This is a genomic window from Streptomyces sp. NBC_01476, from assembly GCF_036227265.1.
Lineage (GTDB): Bacteria > Actinomycetota > Actinomycetes > Streptomycetales > Streptomycetaceae > Actinacidiphila.
In genome coordinates this window covers 4733633-4757122 of the sequence record NZ_CP109446.1, presented here as the reverse complement: position 1 = coordinate 4757122, position 23490 = coordinate 4733633, and the positions used below count along the sequence as shown (strand labels likewise).

Sequence of the window (23490 nt, the reverse complement as noted above, 5' to 3'; positions counted from 1 at the left end):
ACGGCGGGCCGGCCCGCGGTCCGCGCCGGTGCGCACGGGCCGGAACACCCCGCTCACCGGCGCGAAGAGCCGCACCCGAAGAACGCCGCCCCGGGTGGGAACCGCCCGCGCCGCGGGCGCGACGCCCCGCGCCCGCAACCGGACGACGTAAACTTTGGCCTGGTCTCGCCTCTCGCCGAGTCGGCAGTGGGCACCGTAGCTACCGGAGGATTGCAGAGTGGCAGCCAACGACCGGGCAGGGGGCGGCGCCAGGTCCGGCGCAGGCCCGTCCGCCGACGGCGGGCTGATGCGCGCCTCACTGAGCGCCGTCGCACCCGGCACCGCCCTGCGCGACGGCCTGGAGCGCATCGTCCGCGGCAACACGGGCGGCCTCATCGTGCTGGGCATGGACAAGACCGTCGAGTCCCTGTGCACCGGCGGTTTCGTCCTCGATGTCGAGTTCACCGCGACCCGCCTGCGCGAGCTGTGCAAGCTGGACGGCGCGCTCATCATCGACAAGGACATCACCAAGATCCTGCGGGCCGGCGTGCAGCTCGTGCCGGACCCGGCGATCCCCACCGAGGAGACCGGCACCCGGCACCGCACCGCCGACCGGGTCAGCCGCCAGGTCAACTACCCGGTGGTCTCGGTCAGCCAGTCGATGCGGCTGATCGCGCTCTACGTGGACGGCCAGCGCCGGGTCCTGGAGGACTCCGCGGCGATCCTGTCCCGGGCCAACCAGGCGCTGGCCACCCTGGAGCGGTACAAGCTGCGGCTCGACGAGGTGGCCGGCACGCTCTCCGCGCTGGAGATCGAGGACCTGGTGACGGTACGGGACGTCACCGCGGTCGCGCAGCGGCTGGAGATGGTGCGCCGGATCGCCACCGAGATCGCCGAGTACGTCATCGAGCTGGGCACCGACGGGCGGCTGCTGTCGCTCCAGCTGGACGAGCTGATCGCCGGGGTGGAGCCCGAACGGGACCTGGTGGCACGGGACTACGTGCCCGAGCCGACCGCCAAGCGCACCCGCACGGTGCCGGAGGCGCTGGTCGAACTGGACACCCTGCCGCAGGGCGATCTCATCGAACTCACCACGGTGGCAAGGGCCTTGGGTTACACCGGCTCCCCCGAGTCGCTGGACTCCGCGGTCTCGCCGCGTGGTTACCGGCTGCTGGCGAAGGTGCCGCGGCTGCCCAACACTGTCATCGAGCGGCTGGTGGACCACTTCGGCGGGCTGCAGAAGCTGCTGGCGGCGAGCGTGGACGATCTGCAGGCGGTGGACGGCGTCGGCGAGGCCCGCGCCCGCTCGGTCCGCGAGGGCCTCTCCCGCCTGGCGGAGTCCTCCATCCTTGAGCGCTACGTGTAGCTCCGCGGGGTTGGCCGGGAACGGGGCACCGCGCGTGGTGCCGTGCCCCCCCCAGAGGCCCTGGGGGGGCGCCGTTCCGGGTCAGGGGTGGCGGTAGCCCGGTGAGCTGACGGGCGTCACCGGTACGCCGCCCGCGACCGCGCCGAGGAGCGTGAGGGTGGGCTGGGGGAGGCCCGCGGGGGTGGTGCCGTCCGCGACGACCGCGAGGGCCAGCGTGTTGATGCCGCGGGTGCCGAGGATGCCGCCCGGCAGGACGAAGGTGTGCTGCGGCCCGACGTCGTTGATGTACTGGCCGAGATTCCAGCCGTTGAGGAAGATCTGCACCCGGTAGGCGCGTGCCGGGTCGTCGGTCAGGGTCAGGCCGATCGAGGCGTCCACGTCGTGGTCGACGTCGAGCCGGAAGGTGGTGCGGTACCAGCTGACGCCCTGCCGGGTCTCGCTGTGCGGCAGCGTGACCGGCTGCCAGCCGTGCCCTTCGTGATCGGGGAAGCCCGGCAGGTGCCAGCCGCTGCGTTCGCCGTACAGACCACCGGTGTTGAGCGGGCCGCGGACCCGGTCCGTACCGGCGGCGCCCTGGATGCGCCAGGTCAGGGGGCTGCCGTCGAGGGTGGCTGCGGTCAGCCCGCGGGCGGACTTGAAGGCGTCGTTGGCGCCGCCGTCCTCCTCGTGGGCCATCTTGCGGACGAGCACCGCGACCGTGTGCGGCCCGGTCCCGCGCAGCTCCGCGGGTACGGCGAAGGTGGCGGTGGCCGTCCAGGTGCCCTGCGTGTCCTGCGCCTTGGTGGGCACCGGCAGCCGGTCGGTACCCAGCGGCTGTCCGTCCCACCAGGCCATGAGCAGGCCCTGGGTGCCGGCCGCGTACGACAGCGCGAGCGTCTGGGCCTCGGTCGCGTCGGCCACCCGCGCCCGGTACCAGACGTCGCCGTAGTGGAAGCCGTAGTCGTCCGCGAAGAGCACGGCCGGCTGCCCGGCCGGCAGCTTGGTGGTGCTGTACGAGGTGGTCAGGTCGCAGACCCGCCAGGAGCGGTCGTCGAAGTCCGCGGCGGCCTCCGGGTTCTCCGCGGCATATCGCCAGCCGGTCAGGGCCGGCAGCCGGACCGGCGCGGGGCCGGCGAGCTGTCGGCGTGCCAGCAGGCTGCCGCCGGCGGTGGAACGGACGTCGACCTGGCGGCCGTTCCAGGTGATCCGCCGGATGCCGCGCGGCGCCCAGACCTCAAGTCCGGACGGCGCCGCGGTGTCGCCGGTGAGCCGCAGTACGGTCCCGCTGCGGTCGGCCGTCCGCAGCAGCGCCGGGCCGCTGACCAGCACCGTGCCGGCGTCCGTCTCCTGCGACCACAGTGTGGCGGCGGCCGTGTCGTCGGCGAGGAGCAGCAGCAGCGGCACGTCGCTGCCGCCGCCTTCGACCAGCACCTGGGCCAGGCCGTCCAGGGCGCTGTTGATCCGCAGGGTGTGCGCCTGGGCGTCGTACACGCTCTGCGCGGCGCCGGACAGCACCCTGACCACCGGCCGTGTCCGGCAGGTCAGGACGGTCTCGACAGGATCTCCCGGGCGGCCGGTCAGCACCGCGAGGTCCTGGTCCGCGCCCGGTGCCCGCAGCATCGGCTGGGCGGTGGTGTAGAGCAGCGCGCGCCGGCCGAGCGAGAGGTTGGTGGCGATCAGCTTCATGTCCTTGGTCCCCACCTTCAGTCCGCCGTCGGCGGGCACGGTGAGGGTCCCGGCGGCGGTGACCACCGGCAGGGTGCAACTGGCGTCCTTCGACGTGTCGTTGCGCAGCAGATAGACATGGGAGCCGCGGTCGGGATTGGCCAGGTGGTAGACCCGGACCGCCGTGCTGTCGGCGGCGGTGTCCTCGGCCCGGTCGAGTTCCGCGAGATCGGGGAAGCCGGCGAGCATCGAGCCGATCTGGTGCATCGGCACGAGCTTGGAGGTCTGGTTGCGGGCCTCGTCGATGGCGGCGCCGTAGTCGTACGAGGTGTAGACGACCGGCGCGGGCAGCCAGCCCCAGGAGGTGCCGCCGAAGGTCATGTAGACGTTGTGGACCTTGATGCCGTTGGCCAGATTGGTGAGGTAGAAGCGGCGTTCGTACCCGGCGTCCCGGGTGCGGCGCGACTCGGCGTACCCGAGGCCGCCGAACTCCGCGCCGCCCCACGGGTCGAACCAGCCGCCGCCGAACTCCGCGGTGAATCCCGGGGTGTCGGGGCTGGCGGTGGTGCCGCCCTTCGGCCCGCCGGTGCCGAAGTAGCCCCAGTCGGGGGGCGTTCCGGTCGGCGAGGGGTAGCCGTCGAAGGCGTAGAGGTAGCGGCCCTGTTCGGTGCCGGTGGGGAAACTCCCGGGCGTCCAGTACCCGTTGCGGCCCTTGTCGTTGTGGAAGAGCGGTACGTCGATGCCGTCGGCGCGGACCTTGGCGTAGAGGTGCTCCATGTACCCCTTGCCGGTGGCGTCGTTGACGTGCGACGCGTACTCGTTCTCCAGCTGGTAGAGGATGACGCTGCCGGTGCCCTTGGTGTGGAGGTAGCGCTTGATCACGGCGTTGACGGCGGTCAGGTACTCGTCCACGTAGCCGAGGTACACCGGGTCGTTGCTGCGGGCCTTGGCGGCGGTCGCGGTCAGCCAGCCGGGGTAACCACCTGCGTCCACCTCGGCGTTGATGTACGGGCCGGGGCGGGCGATGACGTAGAGGCCGGTCTCGGCTGCCGTCCGCAGGAAGAGGCCGAGGTCCCGTACGCCGGTGAAGTCGTAGCTCCCCGGCGCGGCCGAGTGGTAGTTCCAGGAGACGTAGATGCTGACCGCGTTGTAGCCGTTGGCTCTCAGCTTCTGCAGCACATCGCGCCAGAGCGAGGGGCTGGGCAGCCGGAACGGGTGCAGTTCGCCCGACCAGAGCGGCACCCGCCGGCCGTCGATGATCACCGAGTACCGGTCGAAGGTGACGGTGTGCGGCGGCGTCGGGCGGTGCTGCGGGGTGGCGTAGGCGGCGGTGGGGAGCGCCAGGGAGAGTGCGGCGGATCCGGTCAGGGCTCCGAAGGTACGACGAGTCAGCTCCACTACGTTTCTCCTTGACGAGATTCGTTCGGCTCTGTCGAAGAATGTTGAAACGCGCGCGAAGTGACGGTAAGCCCGGCCCGAAGGGCCGTCAATGGTTCGGACAGAGAACGCCTCCGGGGCGGTTCTGCTCAGGAACGACCAGAACCGCGCACCCGGGACGTACGGCCGCCGGTCAGTCAGCGGACAGGACGAACGACGCCTGCTTGCTGCCGTATCCGGCCAGCGCCGCCTGCACCAGATAGGTGCCCGGGGCGGCCTGCTGACCCTTGGGCTTGGCGCACTGCGGCGAGCTGGTCTTGCCGTTCCAGCGCAGGGTGTACGTGGTGGAGCCGTGCGCGGGCACCTGCATCAGGTGGGAGCCGGTGGCCGGGCAGTCGTTCGACGCCCAGACGTGGCTGTTGTCGGCCGCCCTGGTGATGGTGAACACCGCCTTGGACGGTGCGAAGTCCACCTTGCAGGTGATGTCCGATGAGTTGGTGGCCCGCAGCTGGAACGCCGGGGTCTGACCTGGCGAGTACGTGTTCTGCGCGCTGGCCAGCGACAACTGCACGGCGCCGGGGGCGCAGTCGGGCAGCGTGGAGCCAACGGGGAGTTCCCCGCCCGTGGTTGACCCGCCGGAGGAGGACGAACCACCGCCGCTCGCGCCGGTGCCGCCGGCCGCGGTGCCGTCGGAGCCGCCCGATCCGGCGGTGCCGCCGCCCGTACCGCCGGTGGTGGCGCCGTCGGAGCCGGCGGTGTCACCGGCCGAACCGGCGCCGGCCGCCGAACCGCCGTCGTCGGAACCGCCGTTGGCGGCGCCGTCACCGCTCGGCGAGGTGTCGCGGCCACCGGGGCGTCCGCTGATGTGGGTGCCGCTGGGATCGGGTCCCGGCGTGATCGTGGCCACCGGGGTGTGCGAACCGCTGGGCGCACCCGAGCCGTTCCCCCCGCCACCGCCGCCACCGCCGGAGGTGAGCCCCCAGACGACGATCGCGATCACCAGCGCGAGCAGGCAGAGCGCAACGGCCCGCCGCCGCCAGTAGATGGAGGATGGCAGAGGTCCGACGGGATTGCGCATTGAGCCCACAGGCGAACTCTAGGGGAGATCACCCGTCTGCCGCCGCATCACCCGCCGCTCGGCATACGGTCTTTGCCGATCATCACGTTTAACCGGCCGCCGATCCGCCTCGCGCGCCCCGTACCGTCACTCTCCGCCGCCCCTCGTCACCACCCGTTCCGGCCCGCGGCCCCCGGTGTGCGAGGATCGGACCGCCATGAGCACAGATCTCCGCGACACAGCCGACACAGCCGACACCGCCGACCTCACTGCCGCCGCGCCCGCGCCCGGTCTCGCCTCCGCGCCTGACCGCGCCTCGGCCCCGGCCCGCGCCTCGGCTCCGGCTCCGGCCCGCGCCACTGTGACCGCCGCGGCCGTGGCTGTGCCGGCCGCCGTGACCGAGCTGCACGACCTGGTGATCGACTGGTTCGACGAACACGCGCGGGACCTGCCGTGGCGCCGCCCCGACGCCGGCGCCTGGTCGGTGATGGTCAGCGAGTTCATGCTCCAGCAGACCCCGGTCAGCCGGGTGCTGCCGGTGCACGCCGAGTGGCTGGCCCGCTGGCCGCGCCCCGCCGATCTCGCGGCCGAGCCCCCGGGCGAGGCCGTCCGTGCCTGGGGCCGCCTGGGCTACCCGCGCCGCGCGCTGCGGCTGCACGCCGCGGCCACCGCCATAGCGCAGCAGCACGGCGGTGAAGTCCCGCACGACCATGCCCAGTTGCTGGCGCTGCCCGGCGTCGGCGAGTACACCGCGGCGGCGGTCGCCTCCTTCGCGTACGGCCGCCGGCACATCGTGCTCGACACCAACGTCCGACGGGTCTTCGCCCGGCTGGTGACCGGGGTGGAGTACCCGCCGAACGCGACCACCGCCGCCGAGCGCCGTACCGCCGTCGGACTGCTGCCCGCCGACGAGTCGACCGCCGCCCGCTGGGCCGCGGCCACCATGGAGCTGGGCGCCCTCGTCTGCGGCGCCCGCTCCCCCGCGTGTGCCGCCTGCCCGGTCGCGGCCCGCTGCGCCTGGCGGCTGGCCGGCTCCCCGGCGCACGACGGACCGCCCCGCAAGGCCCAGTCCTACGCCGGCACCGACCGCCAGGTGCGCGGCCGGCTGCTGGCCGTCCTGCGCGCGTCGGCAGGCCCGGTGCCGAAGGCGGCGCTGGACGCGGTCTGGCACGATCCCGTGCAGCGGGCCCGGGCGCTGGACGGACTGGTGGCCGACGGCCTGGTGGAACCGCTGGACGGCGACACCTTCCGGCTGCCGGCCTGACCCGCCCCACCCGCTGCTTTTCTGCCCCTTTCCGCCCCATTCGGCACGCCGTTACAGAACCGATGGGCTGCTGTGCGTTTGCCGAGCGCTGACCATGGCGAAAGCCCAACATCCGCTCCGTAGCTTCGAGCTCAGCCGGTGGCCGCAAGGCCCCCGACTGACCGGAACACGCAACGGGGTGGAGGCACCAATGGCAGCGACGGAAGTTACCGCGGCGGCGACAGCGACAGCGACGGCGACGATGCCGACGACACTGACGGCGACCCGCGACACGGCGACCGGGACGACCGGCACACACGGCACCGGGCCCACCGGGACGACCGGCACCGCGACCGGCGACACCACCAGGCCCACGGGCACCACCGGCACCGGTGAAGCGACCCGGAACGTACTCGCGTTCGAGGAGTACGTCCGCACCCGCCGGGACGCCCTGCTGCGCAGCGCCCGCCGCCTCGTACCCGACCCCACCGACGCCCAGGACCTCGTCCAGGTCGCCCTGGTCCGCACCTACCCCCGCTGGGACGCCATCGCCGACAAGGCCCTCGCCGACGCGTACATGCGCCGGGTGATGATCAACACCCGTACCGAGTGGTGGCGCAGCCGCCGTCTTGAGGAGGTGCCGATCGGCGACCTGCTGCCGGATGCCGGCGTGGACGACGGCGCCGAGCAGCGCGCCGACCGCGAGATGCTGCGCGACGTCCTCAAGGTGCTCGCGCCCAAGCAGCGGCAGGTCGTGCTGCTGCGCCACTACGGTCAGCTGAGCACCGAGGAGACCGCCCGCGCCCTGGGGATGTCCACAGGTACGGTGAAGAGCACCCTGCACCGGGCGCTGGCCCGGCTGCGCCACGAGCTGGAGCACGGCGCCTACGGGTATTCACGCAAGGAGGACGTGTGCGCCGCATAGCCCCCATCGCCACGGCGACCGCGCTGACCTGCGCGTGCGCCGTGGTCGCGGGCTGCGGTACGAACGTCACCGGGGCCCGCCGGGAGGGCCCGGCGCCGCGGGCGAGCCTCAGGACACCGGCCGTCGCGGCGCCCGCGATCGCCGCCGACCCGGCGGCGCTGGCCGGGATGGTCCGCCGGGACCGGAGCGTCAGCGCGGACATCCGCAAGGAGCTGGCTCCGTGCTCCGGCGACGAGTACCCGCTGGACACCGACGCGGGCGACCTCACCGCGGGCGACGGCCCCGACCTGGTGGTCAACATCACCACCTGCGGCGACGGGCTGGGCATCGGGGCGTATGTGTACCGGATGGTCGGCGGCAAGTACCGCTGTGTCTTCGCCGACGAGAAGCCGCCGGTGTACGGCAGCGTGGACGACGGCCGGCTCCAGGTCGTGCACGAGGTGTTCCGTGACGACGACGACACGGTGGCGGTGGCCTACCCGACCGGCGAGGAGTCCGCGACGTACAGCTGGCGCGGCGACCACTTCGTCCAGACCGCCCGTGCCTACACCGACTTCGGCGCCCCGTCGCCCACCGCTTCCCCGGAGCCGACCTCCACCGAGCCCGTACCGCTGCCGGAGTCCGCGCCGCTCGACCCGGACCTGCCCTCCGCGGCGCCCGCCGCGCACACCCCCGCCCGCCAGGGGCGGTGACCCGGTGGCGGCGACCCATGTGCTCTTCGTCGAGGACGACGACGTGATCCGGGAGGCGACCACCCTCGCCCTGGAGCGGGACGGCTTCCAGGTCACCGCCTCCCCCGACGGCCTCACCGGCCTGGACGCCTTCCGCACCGACCGGCCGGACCTGGCGCTGCTCGACGTGATGGTGCCGGGCCTCGACGGGGTGAGCCTGTGCCGGCGGATCCGTGACGAGTCCACCGTCCCGGTGATCATGCTCTCCGCGCGGGCCGACGCCATCGACATCGTGCTCGGCCTGGAAGCGGGCGCCGACGACTACGTCACCAAACCCTTCGACACCGCGGTGCTGGTCGCCCGGATCCGGGCGGTGCTGCGCCGCTTCCGCGCCACCGCGCCCGCGCAGGACGACGGCCCGCGGCTCTCCTTCGGCGACATCGCCATCGACCCCGAGGGCATGGAGGTCACCCGGGCCGGCGAGCGCCTGGCGCTGACCCCGACCGAGATGCGGCTGCTGCTGGAGTTCGCCGCGGCGCCCGGCACCGTCCTGTCCCGGGACCGGCTGCTGGAGCGGGTGTGGGACTACGAGTGGGGCGGTGACACCCGGGTGGTGGACGTCCATGTGCAGCGGCTGCGGGCGAAGATCGGCCAGGACCGGCTGGAGACGGTCCGCGGTTTCGGCTACAAGCTGAGGGCCTGAGGTGTCCGGACGTTCCCCCGGCCGCTTCCCCAGCCGCTTTCCTAGCCATTTCCCCGGCCGCTTCGCCCGCGGCTTCTTCCGCCGGGGCCTGCGCTGGAAGATCAGCGCGGCCATCGCGGTGGTCTCCGCGCTGGTCGCTCTCGCGCTGAGCCTGGTGGTCCACAACGCGGCCCGGCTCAGCATGATCAACAGCAGCCGGGACGTCCAGGACGAGCGGGTGCAGTCCGCGCTGCGGATCTACGAGGCGACCGGCCGGCTGGTCTTCTACGCCCAGCTGGACGACGCCGGTCTCCCCAAGGAACTCAAGGCGTACGCGGCCAAGGGCCAGCGCGCCACCTATGTGGCGGACACCCGCAGCTCCGCCCCGACCGTCTGGGCGGCGACCCCGGTCTCCGGCGGCCATGTCCTCTCCCTGAAGAGCACCTTCACCGACCGCTACTCCGTGCTCAACGACCTCGACCAGGCCCTGGTGGCCGGCTCCCTCTCGGTGGTGGTCGGCGGTACGGCGCTGGGGGTGCTGATCGGTGGCCGGATGTCGCGGCGGCTGCGGCTCGCCGCCACCGCGGCCCGCAAGGTCGCCGACGGCAACACACAGGTCCGGGTCCGGGAGGCGATCGGCGGGCGGCGGGTGCGGGACGAGACCGACGAGCTGGCCAGGGCGGTCGACGCGATGGCCGACGCGCTCCAGCTGCGCCTGGAGGCCGAGCGCCGGGTCACCGCGGATATCGCGCACGAGCTGCGCACCCCGGTCACCGGGCTGGTCACCGCCGCGGAACTGCTGCCGCCCGGCCGTCCCGCCGAACTCGTCCGCGACCGGGTGCACGCGCTGCGCACCCTGGTGGAGGACGTGCTGGAGGTCGCCCGGCTGGAGGGCGCCGCCGAGCACGCCGAACTCCAGTCGATCGGGCTGGGCGACTTCGTCACCCGCCGGGTGCGCAATCTCGCCCCGGACGCCTGGGTGACGATCGACGAGGACGCGGTGGTGCGGACCGACCCGCGCCGGCTCGAACGCATCCTCGGCAATCTGCTGGTCAACGCCACCCGGCACGGCCGCCCGCGGATAGAGGTGGTGGTCGACGGTCCCGTGCTGCGGGTCCGCGACCACGGTCCCGGTTTCCCCGCCGACCTGCTGCGCGAGGGGCCGTCCCGCTTCCGTACCGGCACGCCGTCGCGTTCGGCGCCCGGCCACGGTCTGGGCCTGACCATCGCCACCGCCCAGTCCCGGGTGCTCGGCGCCCGCCTCACCTTCCGCAACGCGCCCGCGGAGGACGGCGGCGGCGCGGTGGCCCAGCTGCTGCTGCCGCGCTGACCCGCGTCGAAACCGCCCCGGGCCCGCCTCGGACCCGCATCAGGCCCGGCCGTCCGGCACGCGGGTGCGGGCCACCAGCAGGGCGATGTCGTCGTCGGTGGCCCGGGGGGCCGTCGGGCTCTCCCCGGGGGCGGCCCGGTGCCGTTCGTCCGGGGTCATCGCGGCGACGACCCGCGTGCACAGCTCCTCCAGGGACGCCGTCGGCGTCCGCTCCAGGGTCGCGCCGAGCCGGCGCAGCCCCGCGTCGAGGTCCGCGCCGCGGGTCTCGATGAGGCCGTCGGTGTACAGGGCGATGACCGTGCCCTCGGCGAGTTCCAGGGTGCGGGACTCATGGGTGTCCATGCCCATGCCCAGCGGTGTCCCCGGGGGCAGCTTCGGGAAGGTGACGCTGCCGTCCGGGTGGATCAGCGCGGGCGGCGGGTGGCCGGCGCACGCCATCGTGCACATCCCGCCGGCCGGGTCGTAGACGGCGTACACGCAGGTGCCGCCCATCACGGGTGCGTTGAAGCCGGCCGCGGCGCCGTCCTGGTCGATCAGCCGGGCCACCAGCCGGTCCAGCCGGGAGAGCAGCACGTCGGGCGGCAGGTCCAGGTCGGCGAGGGTGCGCACGACGGTACGGAACTGGCCCATCCGGGCGGCGGCGTTGATGCCGTGGCCGACGACGTCGCCGATCACCAGGCCGACCCGGCGACCGGGCAGCGGGAACACGTCGAACCAGTCGCCGCCGACGCCTTCGTGGGTGTCGGCCGGCAGATAGCGGAAGGCCACGTCGACCGCGTCGCCCCCGGAGAGGCGCTGCGGCAGCAGATGGCGCTGGAGCGCGAGGGAGGCGGCCCGCTCCCGGGTGTAGCGGCGGGCGTTGTCCAGGCTGAGCGAGGCCCGTCCGACCAGCTCCTCGACCAGCAGCAGGTCGTCCCGCGAGAACGGCGTCTGGTTCTGGGTGCGGATGAAGGAGGTCTCACCGAGGATCGTGCCGCGCGCCTTGAGCGGGACGATGATCAGCGAGTGCATCCCGGCGGTCCGTACCGCCCGGCTCCGTGCCGGGTCGCGGTCGAGCCAGGTGCCGGGCGTGGTGTCCAGGACCGGCTCGTAGTGGGACCTCCCGAGGAGCACGGCGTCGGTGAACGGGGACGACGGGGGGACGAAGACCGCTTCCCCCAGCTCCCACAGGGAACCCGGCAGGCCCCCGTGGATGGAGGCCATGCCCGCCCGGCGGAAGACCGGGGTGCCGGCGTCGGAGGACGCGAGCCGCGGCACCGGCTCCTCGCCGAGCGGCACCCACTCCGCCAGGTCGACGGTGACGTAGTCGGCGAGCAGCGGCACCGCGACCTCGGCGAGTTCCTGGGCGGTCCTGCGGACGTCGAGGGTGGTGCCGATGCGGTGGCCGGCCTCGCTGAGGGTGAGCAGGTGCTGGCGGGCCCGGGACTTGCTGATGTCAGTGGCCAGGTTGCACACACCGATCGGCTCGCCGTCGATACCTTCGAGGCGGAAGTAGGACGCCGACAGGACCCGCTCCTCGGTCTCGCCGGGGACGGTCCAGCTGTACTCCCGCTCGATCACCGGCTCGCCCGACGCGAGCACCCCGCGCATCACCGCGGTGATCGCCTCGCCCTCGGGTCCCGGCTGCACCTCCGTCATCCGGCGGCCGAGGCGCAGCCGCTGCAGGATGCCGTCCTGGCGCTCGGCGGCGGCGTTCAGCCAGACGCATCTGATGTCGCGGTCCCAGATGGTCAGACCGATCGGCGAGCGGCTGATGAGGGCAGCCGCCACCGTTGTCCTGGCCTCCGGCAGCACCGCGGTGCCCGACAGGTCGGTGGCGGTGACGATCCAGTCGGCCCGGCCCTCGCCGGTCAGCGGGGCGGCCTGGATCAGCGTTTCCACCCGCTCCCCGTCCTTGCGCAGCAGCTCCAGCGAGCCGGTCCAGGGCTTGCCGGTCCTGGCCCGGGCGGCCACCCGTTCGGCCAGCTCCGCGGCCGTGGTGCCGGAGGTCAGCAGCAGCGCGGCCGAGCGGCCGGCCATGTCGGTCGCGGTGTGTCCCAGCAGCTGCTCGGCGGCCTTGGTCCACCCCACGACGGAGCCCCCGGCATCGATCACCGCGACCGCGGCGCCGAACTGCGTGGCCCAGGGGGTCCCGCCGCTGGCGCCGGCCGTCACCCGGGGGTCCCGTCGTCCGGCACCGGGGCGCCCTCCGGGCCCCCTGCGACCGCTGCGTCCGCTGTGCGGAGTTTGCCCGTGTTCATCCCTCCATGGTGCTCCATGCGCCCAGGGACCGCCGGGAGCAAGGCCCGGGCACGGGCCGCGGAGGCGCGGCTCAGCCCGCGCCCGGGGCGCCCGTCTGCAGCCCGTCCATCAGCAGTCCGATGAGCCGCCGGGCCTGGCCCTGCCGGTCTGAGCCCGCGAGCGGACGCGGCCGGCCCGGCGGGCCGCCGTGGGGCAGCCGCCGGGCGCCCGTCACCGCAGAGCCGTCGGTGCCGTGAGTGCCGTGAGTGCCGGTGAGTGCCGTCAGAGCGCGTCGGCGAGGATCGGGGTCTCGTCCTGGGCGTCGTCCGATGTGGTCTTGACCGCGCCCCGCAGCGGGGTCTCCACCAGGAACCAGGCGGCGATGAAGCCGAGGACGCTGATCACCGCGCCCCAGAAGAACACCACGTGCGTGCCCGACGCGACCGCGTGGAAGTACGCGTCCTTCAGCGCGGGCGGGAACTTGGCGATGGTCGCCGGGTCCAGCTGCGCGCCGCCCGAGGTGGCCGCGGACCCGCTGCCCGCCATCCCGTCGGCGACCTTGTTGGCGAAGAGCGCGCCGAAGAGCGAGACACCGAAGGAGCCGCCGATCGTACGGAAGAGCGTGGCCGACGAGGAGCCGACGCCCATGTCCTTCATCTCCACGCTGTTCTGCGAGATCAGCATGGTGATCTGCATGACGAAGCCCATGCCCGCGCCGAGCACCGCCATGAAGGCGCCCGAGGCGAACCGGCCGGTGTGCACGTCCATGGTGGAGAGCAGGTAGAGGCCGATCGTCATCAGCGCGCCGCCGAGGATCGGGAAGATCCGGTACCTGCCGGTCGCGGTGGTGACCCGTCCCGCGACCATGGAGACCGCCATCATCGCCAGCAGCATCGGGAGCAGCAGCAGCCCGGAGTTGGTGGCCGAGGCGCCCTGGACGGTCTGCTGGTAGAGCGGCAGGAAGGTCATCGCGCCGAACATGGTGAAGCCGACCAGGAAGCCGATCACCGAGATCAGCGAGAAGTTCACGTTGCGGAAGATCCGCAGCGGCATGATCGGCTCGGCGACCCTGGTCTCGGCGAAGAGGAAGGCGCCGAGCGCGGCCAGCCCCAGCACCAGCAGCCCGATGATCTGCACCGACCCCCAGGCGTACTGCGTACCGCCCCAGGTGGTGAGGAGGACCAGCGCGGTGATGGCCACCGTCAGCAGCACGGCGCCCCAGTAGTCGATCCGGCCCTGGCCGCGCTTCTTCGGCAGGTGCAGCACGATCGTGATCATCGCCAGCGCGACCACGCCGATCGGCAGGTTGATGTAGAAGCTCCAGCGCCAGCCCCAGTTGTCGGTGATGGAGCCGCCGACCAGCGGACCGCCGATCATCGCGATCGCCATCACGCCGGCGATCATGCCCTGGTACTTGCCGCGCTCGCGCGGCGGGATCAGCTCGCCGATCACCGCCATCACACCGACGATCAGTCCGCCGGCGCCCAGACCCTGGAGCGCCCGGAAGCTGATCAGCTGGTCCATCGACTGGGACGCGCCGGAGAGCGCGGAGCCGGCCAGGAAGAGCACGATCGAGGTGAGGAATACACCCTTACGGCCGTACAGGTCGCCGAGCTTTCCCCAGATCGGGGTGGAGGCGGCGGTGGCGAGCGTGTAGGCGGTGACCACCCAGGAGAGATGGTCCAGGCCGCCGAGCTCACCGACGATGGTCGGCATCGCGGTACCGACGATCATGTTGTCGAGCATGGCGAGCAGCATCGCCACCATCAGTCCTGCCATCACCACCCGGACGCTGCGCTGCCGGGGACCTGCGGCGGCTTCACCGGCTTCGGCGGCCGTTCCGGCGCCGGGTTGCTTCTTCTCGGGTGCGTCTGTCGCTGACATGAGGTGTGCCTCCCCCGCTGAGGGCGGCCGTTCAGCGCGGCGGGGGCCTCTCGGCCATCCAGCAGCCATGCTTACTTACTTGCCGCCCGGCTAGTTGTGTGCAGGATCAAGGTACGATCCTTACTAGCCGGGCGTCAAGTAAGTGCGTAGGGTCGAGCCGAGCCCGTACCGTGGGCCCGACGGCATGTCGCACCGTGAGCACGGGGTGACGCGTAGTGCAGCAGGAGAGCGACACCATGGCCACACCACCGCATCACCCGCGGCGCAGCGACACCCGGCGCCGCATCCAGGACGTGGCGCTGGAACTCTTCGCCGAGCACGGATACGAGAAGACCTCGCTCCGGGAGATCGCCGAGCGGCTCGACGTCACCAAGGCCGCGCTCTACTACCACTTCAAGACCAAGGAAGACATCCTGGTCAGCATCTCGGAGGACCTGGCCAGGCCGGTCGACGAGCTGATCGCGTGGGCCGAGTCGCAGCCGCGCACCCTCGCCACCAAGCAGGAGATGCTGCGCCGCTACAGCGACGCGCTGTGGGGCGCGGTGCCGCTCTTCCGCTTCATCCAGGAGAACCAGGCCACGGTCAGGGAACTGTCCATCGGCGAGTCGATCAAGTCCCGGATCACCGCGCTGAGCGAGATGCTCAAGGAGCCGGACTCCTCGCTCTCCGCCCAGGTGCGCTGCATGACCGCGCTCTTCGCGATGCACGCCGGCATGTTCGCCATGCAAGGCATCGAGGGCGACCCCGAGGAGAAGCGCGCGGCCATCCTCGAAGTCGCCCTCGATCTCGTCGCCCAGGCTGAGGCGAGCGGCGTAGCGGGGTGAACCCACCGGTAACGCCGTGCCGCCCGCCGTACGGGTCGAACTCCGTCCTACGGGTTGACGCCCGCCTTACAGGTTGACGCCAGCCCTACGGGTTGACCTCCGCCTTACGGGTTGACGCCGTGCGTCCGCAGGAAGTGCAGCGGCTCGACGGAGGAGCCGTAGTACGGCGTGGTGCGGATCTCGAAGTGCAGGTGCGGGCCGGTCGAGTTGCCGGTCGACCCGGACAGGCCGATCTTCTGGCCGGTCTTCACGTGCTGGCCGACCGAGACGCCTATGTGCGACAGGTGGCCGTACTGCGAGTAGGTGTGGTCCGCGTGCTTGATCACGATGTTGTTGCCGTACGCGCCACCCCAGCCGGCCGTCACGACGGTGCCGGTGTGGACGGCCCGTACGGTGGTCCCGCTGTTCACCACGAAGTCCTGGCCGGAGTGGGTGTGCGCCCAGTGCGGCCCGGCCTGCGCGTAGCCCGCGCCCAGCACGTAGCCGGTGGTCGGGGTGACCCAGGAGGCGTTGCGCGCCTTGCGGTCGGCGGCGGCCTTGGCGGCGGCCCGCTTCTCCGCGGCTGCCTTGGCGGCCTTCGTCTTGACCGCGTCGGCCTTCGCCTTCGCGGCGGCGGCGTCGGCCTTGACGGCCGCGGCCTTCTGGTCGACCGCCTGCTTCTGCACCACGGAGGAGATGCTGGTCGTCGCTCCGCCGGAAAGGGAACCCTCGGAGTGCGCGTCGGCCGCGTGGGCCGCCGTGGAGCCCAGCGCGATCGCCGCGACCAGTCCTCCGGTCACGAGGGCCACCCGGCCACGGGTGACGGACTTCGGGGTGCGGTTCTTCATCGTCGAGATCTTGCGCATCAAGAAATAACCTCACAGGAATGGGGGAGCAACAGATCCGGCTGCGGTCCGTTGCCATTCCTTGGTAACCCGGCATTCGAGGGGTGACAAGGAGCCCTCTTACTACCCGCGGTCGTAGCTCCGGCCGTTCGCGGTTCCCGCCATCGGGCGGCCGAAAACATCCTGGATGCCCGAATTGCCCGTCGCGATTCCCCGGTCAAGCCGGGCATACGGCCCCCGGCGCCCCGGCCTCCGCTGTCCACCGCCTGTGGACAGCCGCCGCCCCGACGGGCCTCGACTAATCCCGTTAGTAAGTGGTGTGCGTCACGTGCGGCACATCACCGGGGGCCCGCAATTGACCCCGTTCGCGGCCAGGAAAAAGGCATGAAAAAGCGGTCGGCCCCGGGTCCGAAGACCCGGGGCCGACCGCCTCAAGCGACTACTGCCGGAAACGCACCCCCGCGGGGTCACGCCTCCTTGGAGAGGTTCGGCGGGCCGCCGGCCGTCTCGACCGGGGGCGTGTCCGCCACGGTGACCTTCTCCTCGCCGCGGAAGGTGAACTTCGCGGCCTCGCCCTCGCCCTCGACGTCCACGACGACGATGTGGCCGGGACGCAGCTCGCCGAAGAGGATCTTCTCCGACAGCGAGTCCTCGATCTCCCGCTGGATCGTGCGCCGCAGCGGACGCGCGCCGAGCACCGGGTCGTAGCCCCGCTGGGAGAGCAGGACCTTCGCCTCCGTGCTGAGCTCGATGCCCATGTCGCGGTCACGCAGCCGCTCGTCCACCCGGCCGATCATCAGGTCGACGATCTGCAGGATGTCGTCCTGGGTGAGCTGCGGGAAGACGATCACGTCGTCGACGCGGTTCAGGAACTCCGGGCGGAAGTGCTGCTTCAGCTCGTCGCTGACCTTCGCCTTCATCCGCTCGTAGTTGGACTTCGTGTCGCCCTGGGCGGCGAAGCCCAGGTTGAAGCCCTTCGAGATGTCCCTGGTGCCGAGGTTGGTGGTCATGATGATCACCGTGTTCTTGAAGTCCACGACCCGGCCCTGGGAGTCGGTCAGGCGACCGTCCTCCAGGATCTGCAACAGGCTGTTGAAGATGTCCGGGTGGGCCTTCTCGACCTCGTCGAAGAGGACCACGGAGAACGGCTTGCGGCGCACCTTCTCGGTGAGCTGGCCGCCCTCCTCGTACCCGACGTAGCCGGGCGGGGAGCCGAAGAGCCGCGAGACGGTGTGCTTCTCGCTGAACTCCGACATGTCGAGGGAGATCAGCGCGTCCTCGTCGCCGAAGAGGAACTCGGCGAGCGCCTTGGAGAGCTCGGTCTTACCCACGCCGGACGGGCCGGCGAAGATGAACGAGCCACCGGGACGCTTCGGGTCCTTCAGACCCGCACGGGTCCGCCGGATGGCCTTGGAGAGCGCCTTGACGGCGTCCCGCTGGCCGATGACGCGCTTGTGGAGCTCGTCCTCCATGCGCAGCAGCCGGGAGGACTCCTCCTCGGTGAGCTTGAAGACCGGGATGCCGGTGGCGGTGGCGAGGACCTCGGCGATCAGCTCGCCGTCGACCTCGGCGACGACGTCCATGTCGCCGGCCTTCCACTCCTTCTCCCGCTTGGTCTTCGCGGCGAGCAGCTGCTTCTCGTTGTCCCGCAGCGAGGCGGCCTTCTCGAAGTCCTGCGAGTCGATCGCGGACTCCTTCTCGCGCCGCACTTCGGCGATCTTCTCGTCGAACTCGCGCAGGTCCGGCGGCGCGGTCATCCGGCGGATCCGCATCCGGGAGCCGGCCTCGTCGATCAGGTCGATCGCCTTGTCCGGCAGGAAGCGGTCCGAGATGTAGCGGTCGGCCAGCGTGGCCGCCTGCACCAGGGCCTCATCGGTGATGGACACGCGGTGGTGCGCCTCGTAACGGTCCCGCAGGCCCTTGAGGATCTCGATGGTGTGCGGCAGCGACGGCTCCGCGACCTGGATGGGCTGGAAGCGGCGCTCCAGGGCCGCGTCCTTCTCCAGGTACTTGCGGTACTCGTCGAGGGTGGTGGCACCGATGGTCTGCAGCTCACCGCGGGCCAGCATCGGCTTGAGGATCGAGGCCGCGTCGATCGCGCCCTCGGCGGCGCCGGCGCCGACCAGGGTGTGCAGCTCGTCGATGAACAGGATGATGTCGCCGCGGGTACGGATCTCCTTGAGCACCTTCTTCAGGCGCTCTTCGAAGTCACCGCGGTAACGGGAGCCGGCGACCAGGGCGCCCAGGTCCAGCGTGTACAGCTGCTTGTCCTTGAGCGTCTCGGGCACCTCGCCCTTGACGATCGCCTGGGCCAGGCCCTCCACGACGGCGGTCTTGCCGACGCCGGGCTCGCCGATCAGCACCGGGTTGTTCTTGGTGCGGCGGGAGAGCACCTGCATGACCCGCTCGATCTCCTTCTCGCGCCCGATCACCGGGTCGAGCTTGGTCTCACGAGCGGCCTGGGTGAGGTTGCGGCCGAACTGGTCCAGGACGAGCGAGGTCGAGGGGGTGCCCTCGGCCGGCCCGCCGGCCGTGGCCGACTCCTTGCCGGTGGAGTATCCGGAGAGCAGCTGGATGACCTGCTGCCTGACCCGGTTGAGATCGGCGCCCAGCTTCACCAGGACCTGGGCGGCGACGCCCTCGCCCTCGCGGATCAGGCCGAGCAGGATGTGCTCGGTGCCGATGTAGTTGTGGCCGAGCTGAAGGGCCTCGCGGAGCGACAGCTCCAGCACCTTCTTCGCCCGGGGCGTGAAGGGGATGTGACCGGACGGGGCCTGCTGCCCCTGGCCGATGATCTCCTCCACCTGCTGACGGACCGCCTCGAGCGAAATCCCGAGGCTCTCCAGGGCCTTAGCGGCGACACCCTCACCCTCGTGGATCAGGCCCAGGAGGATGTGCTCGGTGCCGATGTAGTTGTGGTTGAGCATCCGGGCTTCTTCCTGAGCCAGGACGACAACCCGCCGCGCGCGGTCGGTGAACCTCTCGAACATCGTTAATCGCTCCTCAGAGCGGTCGGGCAGTGAGGGGTCGGTCCCCTCCCAGTCCTTCCGCATGCTAGTCCCGCACAGCGGCGCGGCCCTCGTATCACCCCCACTCGCGCGAGGGAAGCTGCGCTACCGGCTGACGTCAATCCCACAACCTCGATGGTGCGAGACGATGTTCCCGCAGGCCAGGCGAATAGCCCTTTATCAAGTACGCCCGTGGCGAACGGCCGCCCCACCTGCTCGAACACCAGCACTTCTCACTAGGTACTTCTTACCCTCAGCCGCCGGTAATCCACACCGCGGCGCCACTTCGAGTGCGCTACGGGCGAACAAACCGGCTGCTCCCCCGACCTTACCGGGCGCCGCGGAACCGTCACTTTTCGCATCTGTCGCAAAACGGTACGTAACCCTTGCCCGGCACGGCAGTTGCATACGGCATGGGCTGGTACGAGCACGAGCTGCGGTGGCCGGTGGCGGAGGGGCTGCCGCCGGGGCTGGTCACGGGGGTGCGGTTCGACGCGCTCGACGTCCCCGCCGAGGCCGGCTTCGCGATCCTGGGCCGGTTCTCCCGGCCGGACCAGCTGGGCCCGGTGGCGCTCGACGGCCACCGGATCCGGCTGCTGACCGCCGCCGGGACCGCGGAGGAGCTGCCGGGGCTCCTGGAGTGGCTGGAGTGGGGCGGCATCCGGCTGGATCTGGCCGCGCTGGGCGCGGGGCAGACGATGCGGGCGCCGGCGCACCCCGAGTGGGCCCGCCGGGAGGCCGCGTACGACCGGTCGGCACCGGTGTGGCTGCGGCCTCCCCGGCCGGGGTTCGATGTGGAATCCACCGTGCCCGCACTGCGGGTCACGGGCCAGGCCGATGGCTCGGGGGAACCCATCGGACTGCCGGCACTGGTCGCCGCCCTGGCGACGGCCTGCCATCGGATCACGCTGCGAACGGGCCGGCTCGATCAGCCGTGGGCCTTCTCGTACGCCTCACGGATGGTCGCCGGGACCCGGCCGCGGTCATTGACCTCGTAGCCCTTCTCCTTGGCCCACGCACGGATCTTCGCGGTGTCGGGGCCGGACGCGCCACCGCCGCGCGGCGCCTTGGTGCGGCCCCGGCCGGCCCGCCCGCCGGTGCGCCGGCCACTGTCCGTGTACGGGTTGAGCAGCCCGCGGAGCTTGTCGGCATTTTCCGTGGTGAGGTCGATCTCGTACGTCACACCGTCAAGAGCGAACGTCACGGTCTCGTCCGCCTCGCCGCCGTCGAGGTCGTCAACAAGAAGGACCTGAACCTTCTGTGCCACCGGCTTCCCTTTCATCGAAAACGGATTAACGGTAAAAGCAAAGCGCCTTTCCGCGGAAAACACAAACCCCTTGCGCGAACAGGCGCCTCCGGGGTAGCGCGATCCGGACATACCGGATCACTCAGAGTTGCAGCAGCATGCGGCTGTTACCCAAGGTGTTCGGTTTCACTCGCTCCAGGTCCAGGAACTCGGCGACGCCCTCGTCATTGGAACGCAGCAGCTCCCCGAACACATCGCCGTCCACCGGGGTCTCACCGATCTCCACGAAGCCGTGCTTGGCGAAGAAGTCCACTTCGAAGGTGAGGCAGAAAATGCGCCGGACTCCGAGCCAGCGCGCGGTGTGCAGCAACTTCCCCAGCAACTGGTGCCCGACGCCCTCGCCACGCAACGACGGGGCAACCGCGAGTGTCCTGACCTCGGCCAGGTCCTCCCACATCACATGGAGCGCGCCGCACGCCACCACACTGGCGTCCTCGTCGCGTTCCGCCACCCAGAACTCCTGGATGTCCTCATAAAGGGTCACCGTCGCCTTGTCCAGCAGGATGCCGTCGCGGACATAGGAGTCCAGCAGCCCCCGTAGGGCGGTGACATCGCCGGTGCGCGCACGGCGGATGGTGACCTCATTCGACTTCAACGGCATGGGCGGACGCTATCGCCCTTCCTCCTCCGGCGTGCCGGAGGGGTCCACGGACTGGATGATGCGCAATGCGTCCCGGACCGCTTCCCGCTGTTCCGGGGTCATCATGCCGAAGAAGTGGACCAGCGCCTCGGCGCGGTTGTCGCTCGCCGCCCAGGCTTCGTTCATCAGTGCGGCGGAGTATGCCGCTCTTGTGGATACCGCCTCATAGCGATATGCGCGGCCTTCCGCCTGGCGGCGCAGCCAGCCCTTCTGCCGCAGGTTGTCCATTACCGTCATCACCGTTGTGTAGGCGATGGAACGGTCCTGCGCCAGGTCTTCCAGAACCTCACGAACCGTGACCGGGCGGTTCCACTCCCACACTCGGGTCATCACGACGTCTTCGAGCTCTCCCAGTGGTCGTACCACACGGGAAATACTACGGGCCGACTTACGGAAATGCCCGAATTACGGCTTTCAGCGATCCTCGCCGGTCGCCTGCTTCGCGGCCTCCGCCCGGGCGAACGCGGCATCCACCGCCGCGTCCTCCTTCGCCTTGTTGGCCCCGCCCTGGTTCTTGATCATCGTCACGATGACCCCGATGAAGAGAACCGCCATCACCAGCGGCGGCACGATCGCGGAAACGTAGTCCATGCGGTCAGCGTAGCCGCGCCCCGCACGCCGCTTTTGCCCGCCCTCCGTTCTCCGCGCCGGAGAGCCGGTCAGGACGCGTGCGTCGGGAGAGATCACCTGAACGTGTCGGTGCAGCACACATGGACCCGCCGGGGGAACCGCGAAAGGTGTCGGCGGCGCGGCGCGGAAGAACGACCGGCGGCCCGCCGGGAAAGTTCCCGGCGGGCCGCTCGGTGGTGGACTCACGGGGCCGTGGGAAGCCGGCCGCGGGCCGCCGCGGGCCGGTCTCGGGTGGGTTCGGCCCCCGGTGGCCGGCTTCGGATCAGGCGCTGCGGGCCTGGTCCGGTTTCCCGGACCCGGGGTTGCGGCGGTGCGGCGGCCAGAGCTCGGCCGGCGTGGGGGTGCGGCGGTTCGGGTCCTGCGGGACCGGCGGGGTCGCGGGCTTCTTCTCCGGATTCTGCTGCGGCTCGTCGGCAAGCGACGGGAGGGCCGGGAGCAGGGTCAGCAGGCGGCGCGGCGCGGGCATGTGGGCCTCCAGGCGCAGTCGTACGTCGTTCTCCGCGAGGGTTTCGCAGCGGCGCAGCATGGCGGTGCGCCGCAGGTGCTCAGGGGCGGCGCAGGGCAGGGAGCGCAGCCGGCGCAGGGCGGCCAGGTCGTCAGGACCGGGTACGTAACCGCCGTCCAGGGCGGTGCCGAGCCGTTCCAGGTAGCCGGGTGAGCTGCCGGGCAGGGCGTCCCGGTAGCGGCGCACTTCGGCGAGCAGGAAGGCGCGCAGCCGCCCCGCTTCGTGCATCGCGTCGTCCACGGCCTCCACCAGCCGCAGATAGTCCTGGACGTACTCGGCGGGACGGGGAACGGTGGCTACGGCAGTGCTCCGGCTCGGGTGCAGCACCTCCGCGAGAGCGCGCCGCACCACGCGCAGCTCGTCGGCACTGAACGCCATGCCGCCTCGGGTTCCGTGTGGCGTGGGCATGAATGGACTTTAAGTGCTAAGCGGACGAACCGAGCGAATTACGGTATACCCGGTGCGTCGCCCCCACCGGCCCCTGGCTTCCGCGCCCCCGCGGGCAGGGGCGGCGCCGGCCGGGCGGTCCGGGGGCGCCGGACACAGGGTTCGGGACCCCGGCGCCGGGGGTTCGGGGTCAGGTGACGGAGACGTTGCGTTCGTAGACGAGGCGGAGGCCGATCAGGGTCAGCCAGGGCTCGTGCTCGTCGATCAGGGACGCCTCGCCGAGGACCAGGGGGGCCAGGCCGCCGGTGGCGATGACCGTGACGTCGTCGGGGTCGTCGGCCAGCTCGCGGGCCATCCGCTCGGCGATGCCGTCCGCCTGACCGGCGAAACCGTAGAGGATGCCCGACTGCATCGCCTCGATCGTGTTCTTGCCGATGACGCTGCGCGGCCTGGCCAGCTCGATCTTCCGCAGCTGCGCACCCCGCACCCCGAGCGCGTCCACCGAGATCTCGATGCCGGGCGCGATCGCCCCGCCCACGTACTCCCCACGCGCCGACACCGCGTCGAAGGTGGTCGCCGTGCCGAAGTCGACGACGATGCACGGCCCCCCGTAAAGGTGCACCGCCGCAAGGGAGTTGATGATCCGGTCGGAACCGACCTCCTTGGGGTGGTCGACCAGGATCGGCACCCCCGTCTTGACCCCCGGCTCCACCAGGATCGCCGGCACATCGCCGTAATACCGCCGGGTCACCTCCCGCAGCTCGTGCAGCACCGACGGCACGGTGGAGCAGATCGCGATCCCGTCGATGCCGTCGCCCAGGTCCCCGAGCAGCGGGTGCATCCCCATCAGGCCCTGGAGCAGCACCGCCAGCTCGTCCGCCGTACGGCGCGGGTCGGTGGAGATCCGCCAGTGCTCGACGATCTCCTCGCCGTCGAACAGTCCGAGGACCGTGTGCGTGTTGCCGACGTCGATGGTGAGCAGCATCCG

20 protein-coding genes are annotated in these 23490 nt (G+C 71.5%); 8 read left to right on the top strand and 12 right to left on the bottom strand.

Features of this window, described 5'->3' with window-relative positions:
* Positions 1-217: 217 nt before the first annotated feature.
* Entirely contained in the window at positions 218-1345 is a 1128-nt protein-coding gene (disA, locus tag OG552_RS20740) for a DNA integrity scanning diadenylate cyclase DisA (protein ID WP_329135085.1), read from the top strand.
* Positions 1346-1426: 81 nt separating this feature from the next.
* Here disA and OG552_RS20735 read toward each other — a convergent pair whose 3' ends face one another.
* A complete protein-coding gene (locus OG552_RS20735; protein WP_329135084.1) occupies positions 1427-4387 on the bottom strand; it encodes a glycoside hydrolase family 35 protein in 2961 nt (986 codons plus the stop codon).
* Positions 4388-4559: 172 nt separating this feature from the next.
* Positions 4560-5444 carry a hypothetical protein gene (locus OG552_RS20730; RefSeq protein WP_329135082.1) on the bottom strand — a complete coding sequence of 295 codons (885 nt, stop codon included), beginning with the start codon at positions 5442-5444 and terminating at the stop codon, positions 4560-4562.
* A gap of 196 nt (positions 5445-5640) precedes the next feature.
* Here OG552_RS20730 and OG552_RS20725 point away from each other — a divergent pair, with 196 nt between their 5' ends.
* The 5 genes from OG552_RS20725 to OG552_RS20705 all read left to right on the top strand — a co-directional run bounded on the left by OG552_RS20725 (position 5641) and on the right by OG552_RS20705 (position 10274).
* Complete coding sequence (locus OG552_RS20725) at positions 5641-6687, top strand: A/G-specific adenine glycosylase (RefSeq protein WP_329135080.1); 1047 nt, start codon at positions 5641-5643, stop codon at positions 6685-6687.
* Positions 6688-6928: 241 nt separating this feature from the next.
* Positions 6929-7591, top strand: coding sequence for a SigE family RNA polymerase sigma factor (locus tag OG552_RS20720; RefSeq protein ID WP_443071180.1), 663 nt, complete (start codon positions 6929-6931; stop codon positions 7589-7591).
* Positions 7579-8283 (top strand): hypothetical protein, encoded by a 705-nt coding sequence (locus OG552_RS20715; protein WP_329135079.1) that lies wholly within the window; start codon positions 7579-7581, stop codon positions 8281-8283. Before OG552_RS20720 ends, OG552_RS20715 begins: the two co-directional genes overlap by 13 nt.
* A gap of 4 nt (positions 8284-8287) precedes the next feature.
* A complete protein-coding gene (cseB, locus tag OG552_RS20710; RefSeq protein ID WP_329135077.1) occupies positions 8288-8965 on the top strand; it encodes a two-component system response regulator CseB in 678 nt (225 codons plus the stop codon).
* An 88-nt stretch (positions 8966-9053) separates the two neighbouring features.
* Complete coding sequence (locus OG552_RS20705; protein WP_329140965.1) at positions 9054-10274, top strand: HAMP domain-containing sensor histidine kinase; 1221 nt, start codon at positions 9054-9056, stop codon at positions 10272-10274.
* A gap of 39 nt (positions 10275-10313) precedes the next feature.
* On the opposite strand, the gene OG552_RS20700 is transcribed toward OG552_RS20705, so the two are convergent.
* The gene (locus tag OG552_RS20700; protein ID WP_329135074.1) at positions 10314-12428 is read right to left on the bottom strand and encodes a SpoIIE family protein phosphatase; all 2115 of its coding nucleotides are present in this window, start codon (positions 12426-12428) and stop codon (positions 10314-10316) included.
* A 348-nt stretch (positions 12429-12776) separates the two neighbouring features.
* Positions 12777-14378: an MDR family MFS transporter gene (locus tag OG552_RS20695; RefSeq protein WP_329135072.1), complete on the bottom strand. Its 1602-nt coding sequence runs from the start codon at positions 14376-14378 to the stop codon at positions 12777-12779.
* Between the two features lie 236 nt (positions 14379-14614).
* Here OG552_RS20695 and OG552_RS20690 point away from each other — a divergent pair, with 236 nt between their 5' ends.
* Entirely contained in the window at positions 14615-15202 is a 588-nt protein-coding gene (locus OG552_RS20690; protein ID WP_329135070.1) for a TetR/AcrR family transcriptional regulator, read from the top strand.
* Between the two features lie 104 nt (positions 15203-15306).
* On the opposite strand, the gene OG552_RS20685 is transcribed toward OG552_RS20690, so the two are convergent.
* Both OG552_RS20685 and OG552_RS20680 read right to left on the bottom strand, forming a co-directional pair.
* Positions 15307-16047, bottom strand: a complete 741-nt coding sequence (locus tag OG552_RS20685) for a M23 family metallopeptidase (RefSeq protein ID WP_329135068.1) — start codon at positions 16045-16047, stop codon at positions 15307-15309.
* A 446-nt stretch (positions 16048-16493) separates the two neighbouring features.
* Positions 16494-19016: an ATP-dependent Clp protease ATP-binding subunit gene (locus OG552_RS20680; RefSeq protein WP_329135066.1), complete on the bottom strand. Its 2523-nt coding sequence runs from the start codon at positions 19014-19016 to the stop codon at positions 16494-16496.
* A 404-nt stretch (positions 19017-19420) separates the two neighbouring features.
* On the opposite strand from OG552_RS20680, the gene OG552_RS20675 reads away from it, so the two are divergent.
* On the top strand, positions 19421-20032 hold the full coding sequence (locus OG552_RS20675) for an SCO3374 family protein (protein WP_329135064.1): 612 nt from the start codon (positions 19421-19423) through the stop codon (positions 20030-20032).
* On the opposite strand, the gene OG552_RS20670 is transcribed toward OG552_RS20675, so the two are convergent.
* The 6 genes from OG552_RS20670 to OG552_RS20645 all read right to left on the bottom strand — a co-directional run bounded on the left by OG552_RS20670 (position 19963) and on the right by OG552_RS20645 (position 23487).
* Positions 19963-20301, bottom strand: coding sequence for a histone-like nucleoid-structuring protein Lsr2 (locus OG552_RS20670; RefSeq protein ID WP_329135062.1), 339 nt, complete (start codon positions 20299-20301; stop codon positions 19963-19965). The genes OG552_RS20675 and OG552_RS20670 overlap by 70 nt on opposite strands.
* Positions 20302-20422: 121 nt before the next feature.
* Positions 20423-20941, bottom strand: a complete 519-nt coding sequence (locus OG552_RS20665) for an amino-acid N-acetyltransferase (RefSeq protein WP_329135060.1) — start codon at positions 20939-20941, stop codon at positions 20423-20425.
* Positions 20942-20950: 9 nt separating this feature from the next.
* The gene (locus OG552_RS20660; protein ID WP_329135058.1) at positions 20951-21346 is read right to left on the bottom strand and encodes a BlaI/MecI/CopY family transcriptional regulator; all 396 of its coding nucleotides are present in this window, start codon (positions 21344-21346) and stop codon (positions 20951-20953) included.
* Between the two features lie 48 nt (positions 21347-21394).
* The gene (locus OG552_RS20655) at positions 21395-21571 is read right to left on the bottom strand and encodes a hypothetical protein (protein ID WP_329135056.1); all 177 of its coding nucleotides are present in this window, start codon (positions 21569-21571) and stop codon (positions 21395-21397) included.
* Positions 21572-21872: 301 nt separating this feature from the next.
* Positions 21873-22493, bottom strand: coding sequence for a hypothetical protein (locus OG552_RS20650; RefSeq protein ID WP_329135054.1), 621 nt, complete (start codon positions 22491-22493; stop codon positions 21873-21875).
* A 199-nt stretch (positions 22494-22692) separates the two neighbouring features.
* The gene (locus OG552_RS20645; RefSeq protein ID WP_329135052.1) at positions 22693-23487 is read right to left on the bottom strand and encodes a type III pantothenate kinase; all 795 of its coding nucleotides are present in this window, start codon (positions 23485-23487) and stop codon (positions 22693-22695) included.
* Positions 23488-23490 lie beyond the last annotated feature (3 nt).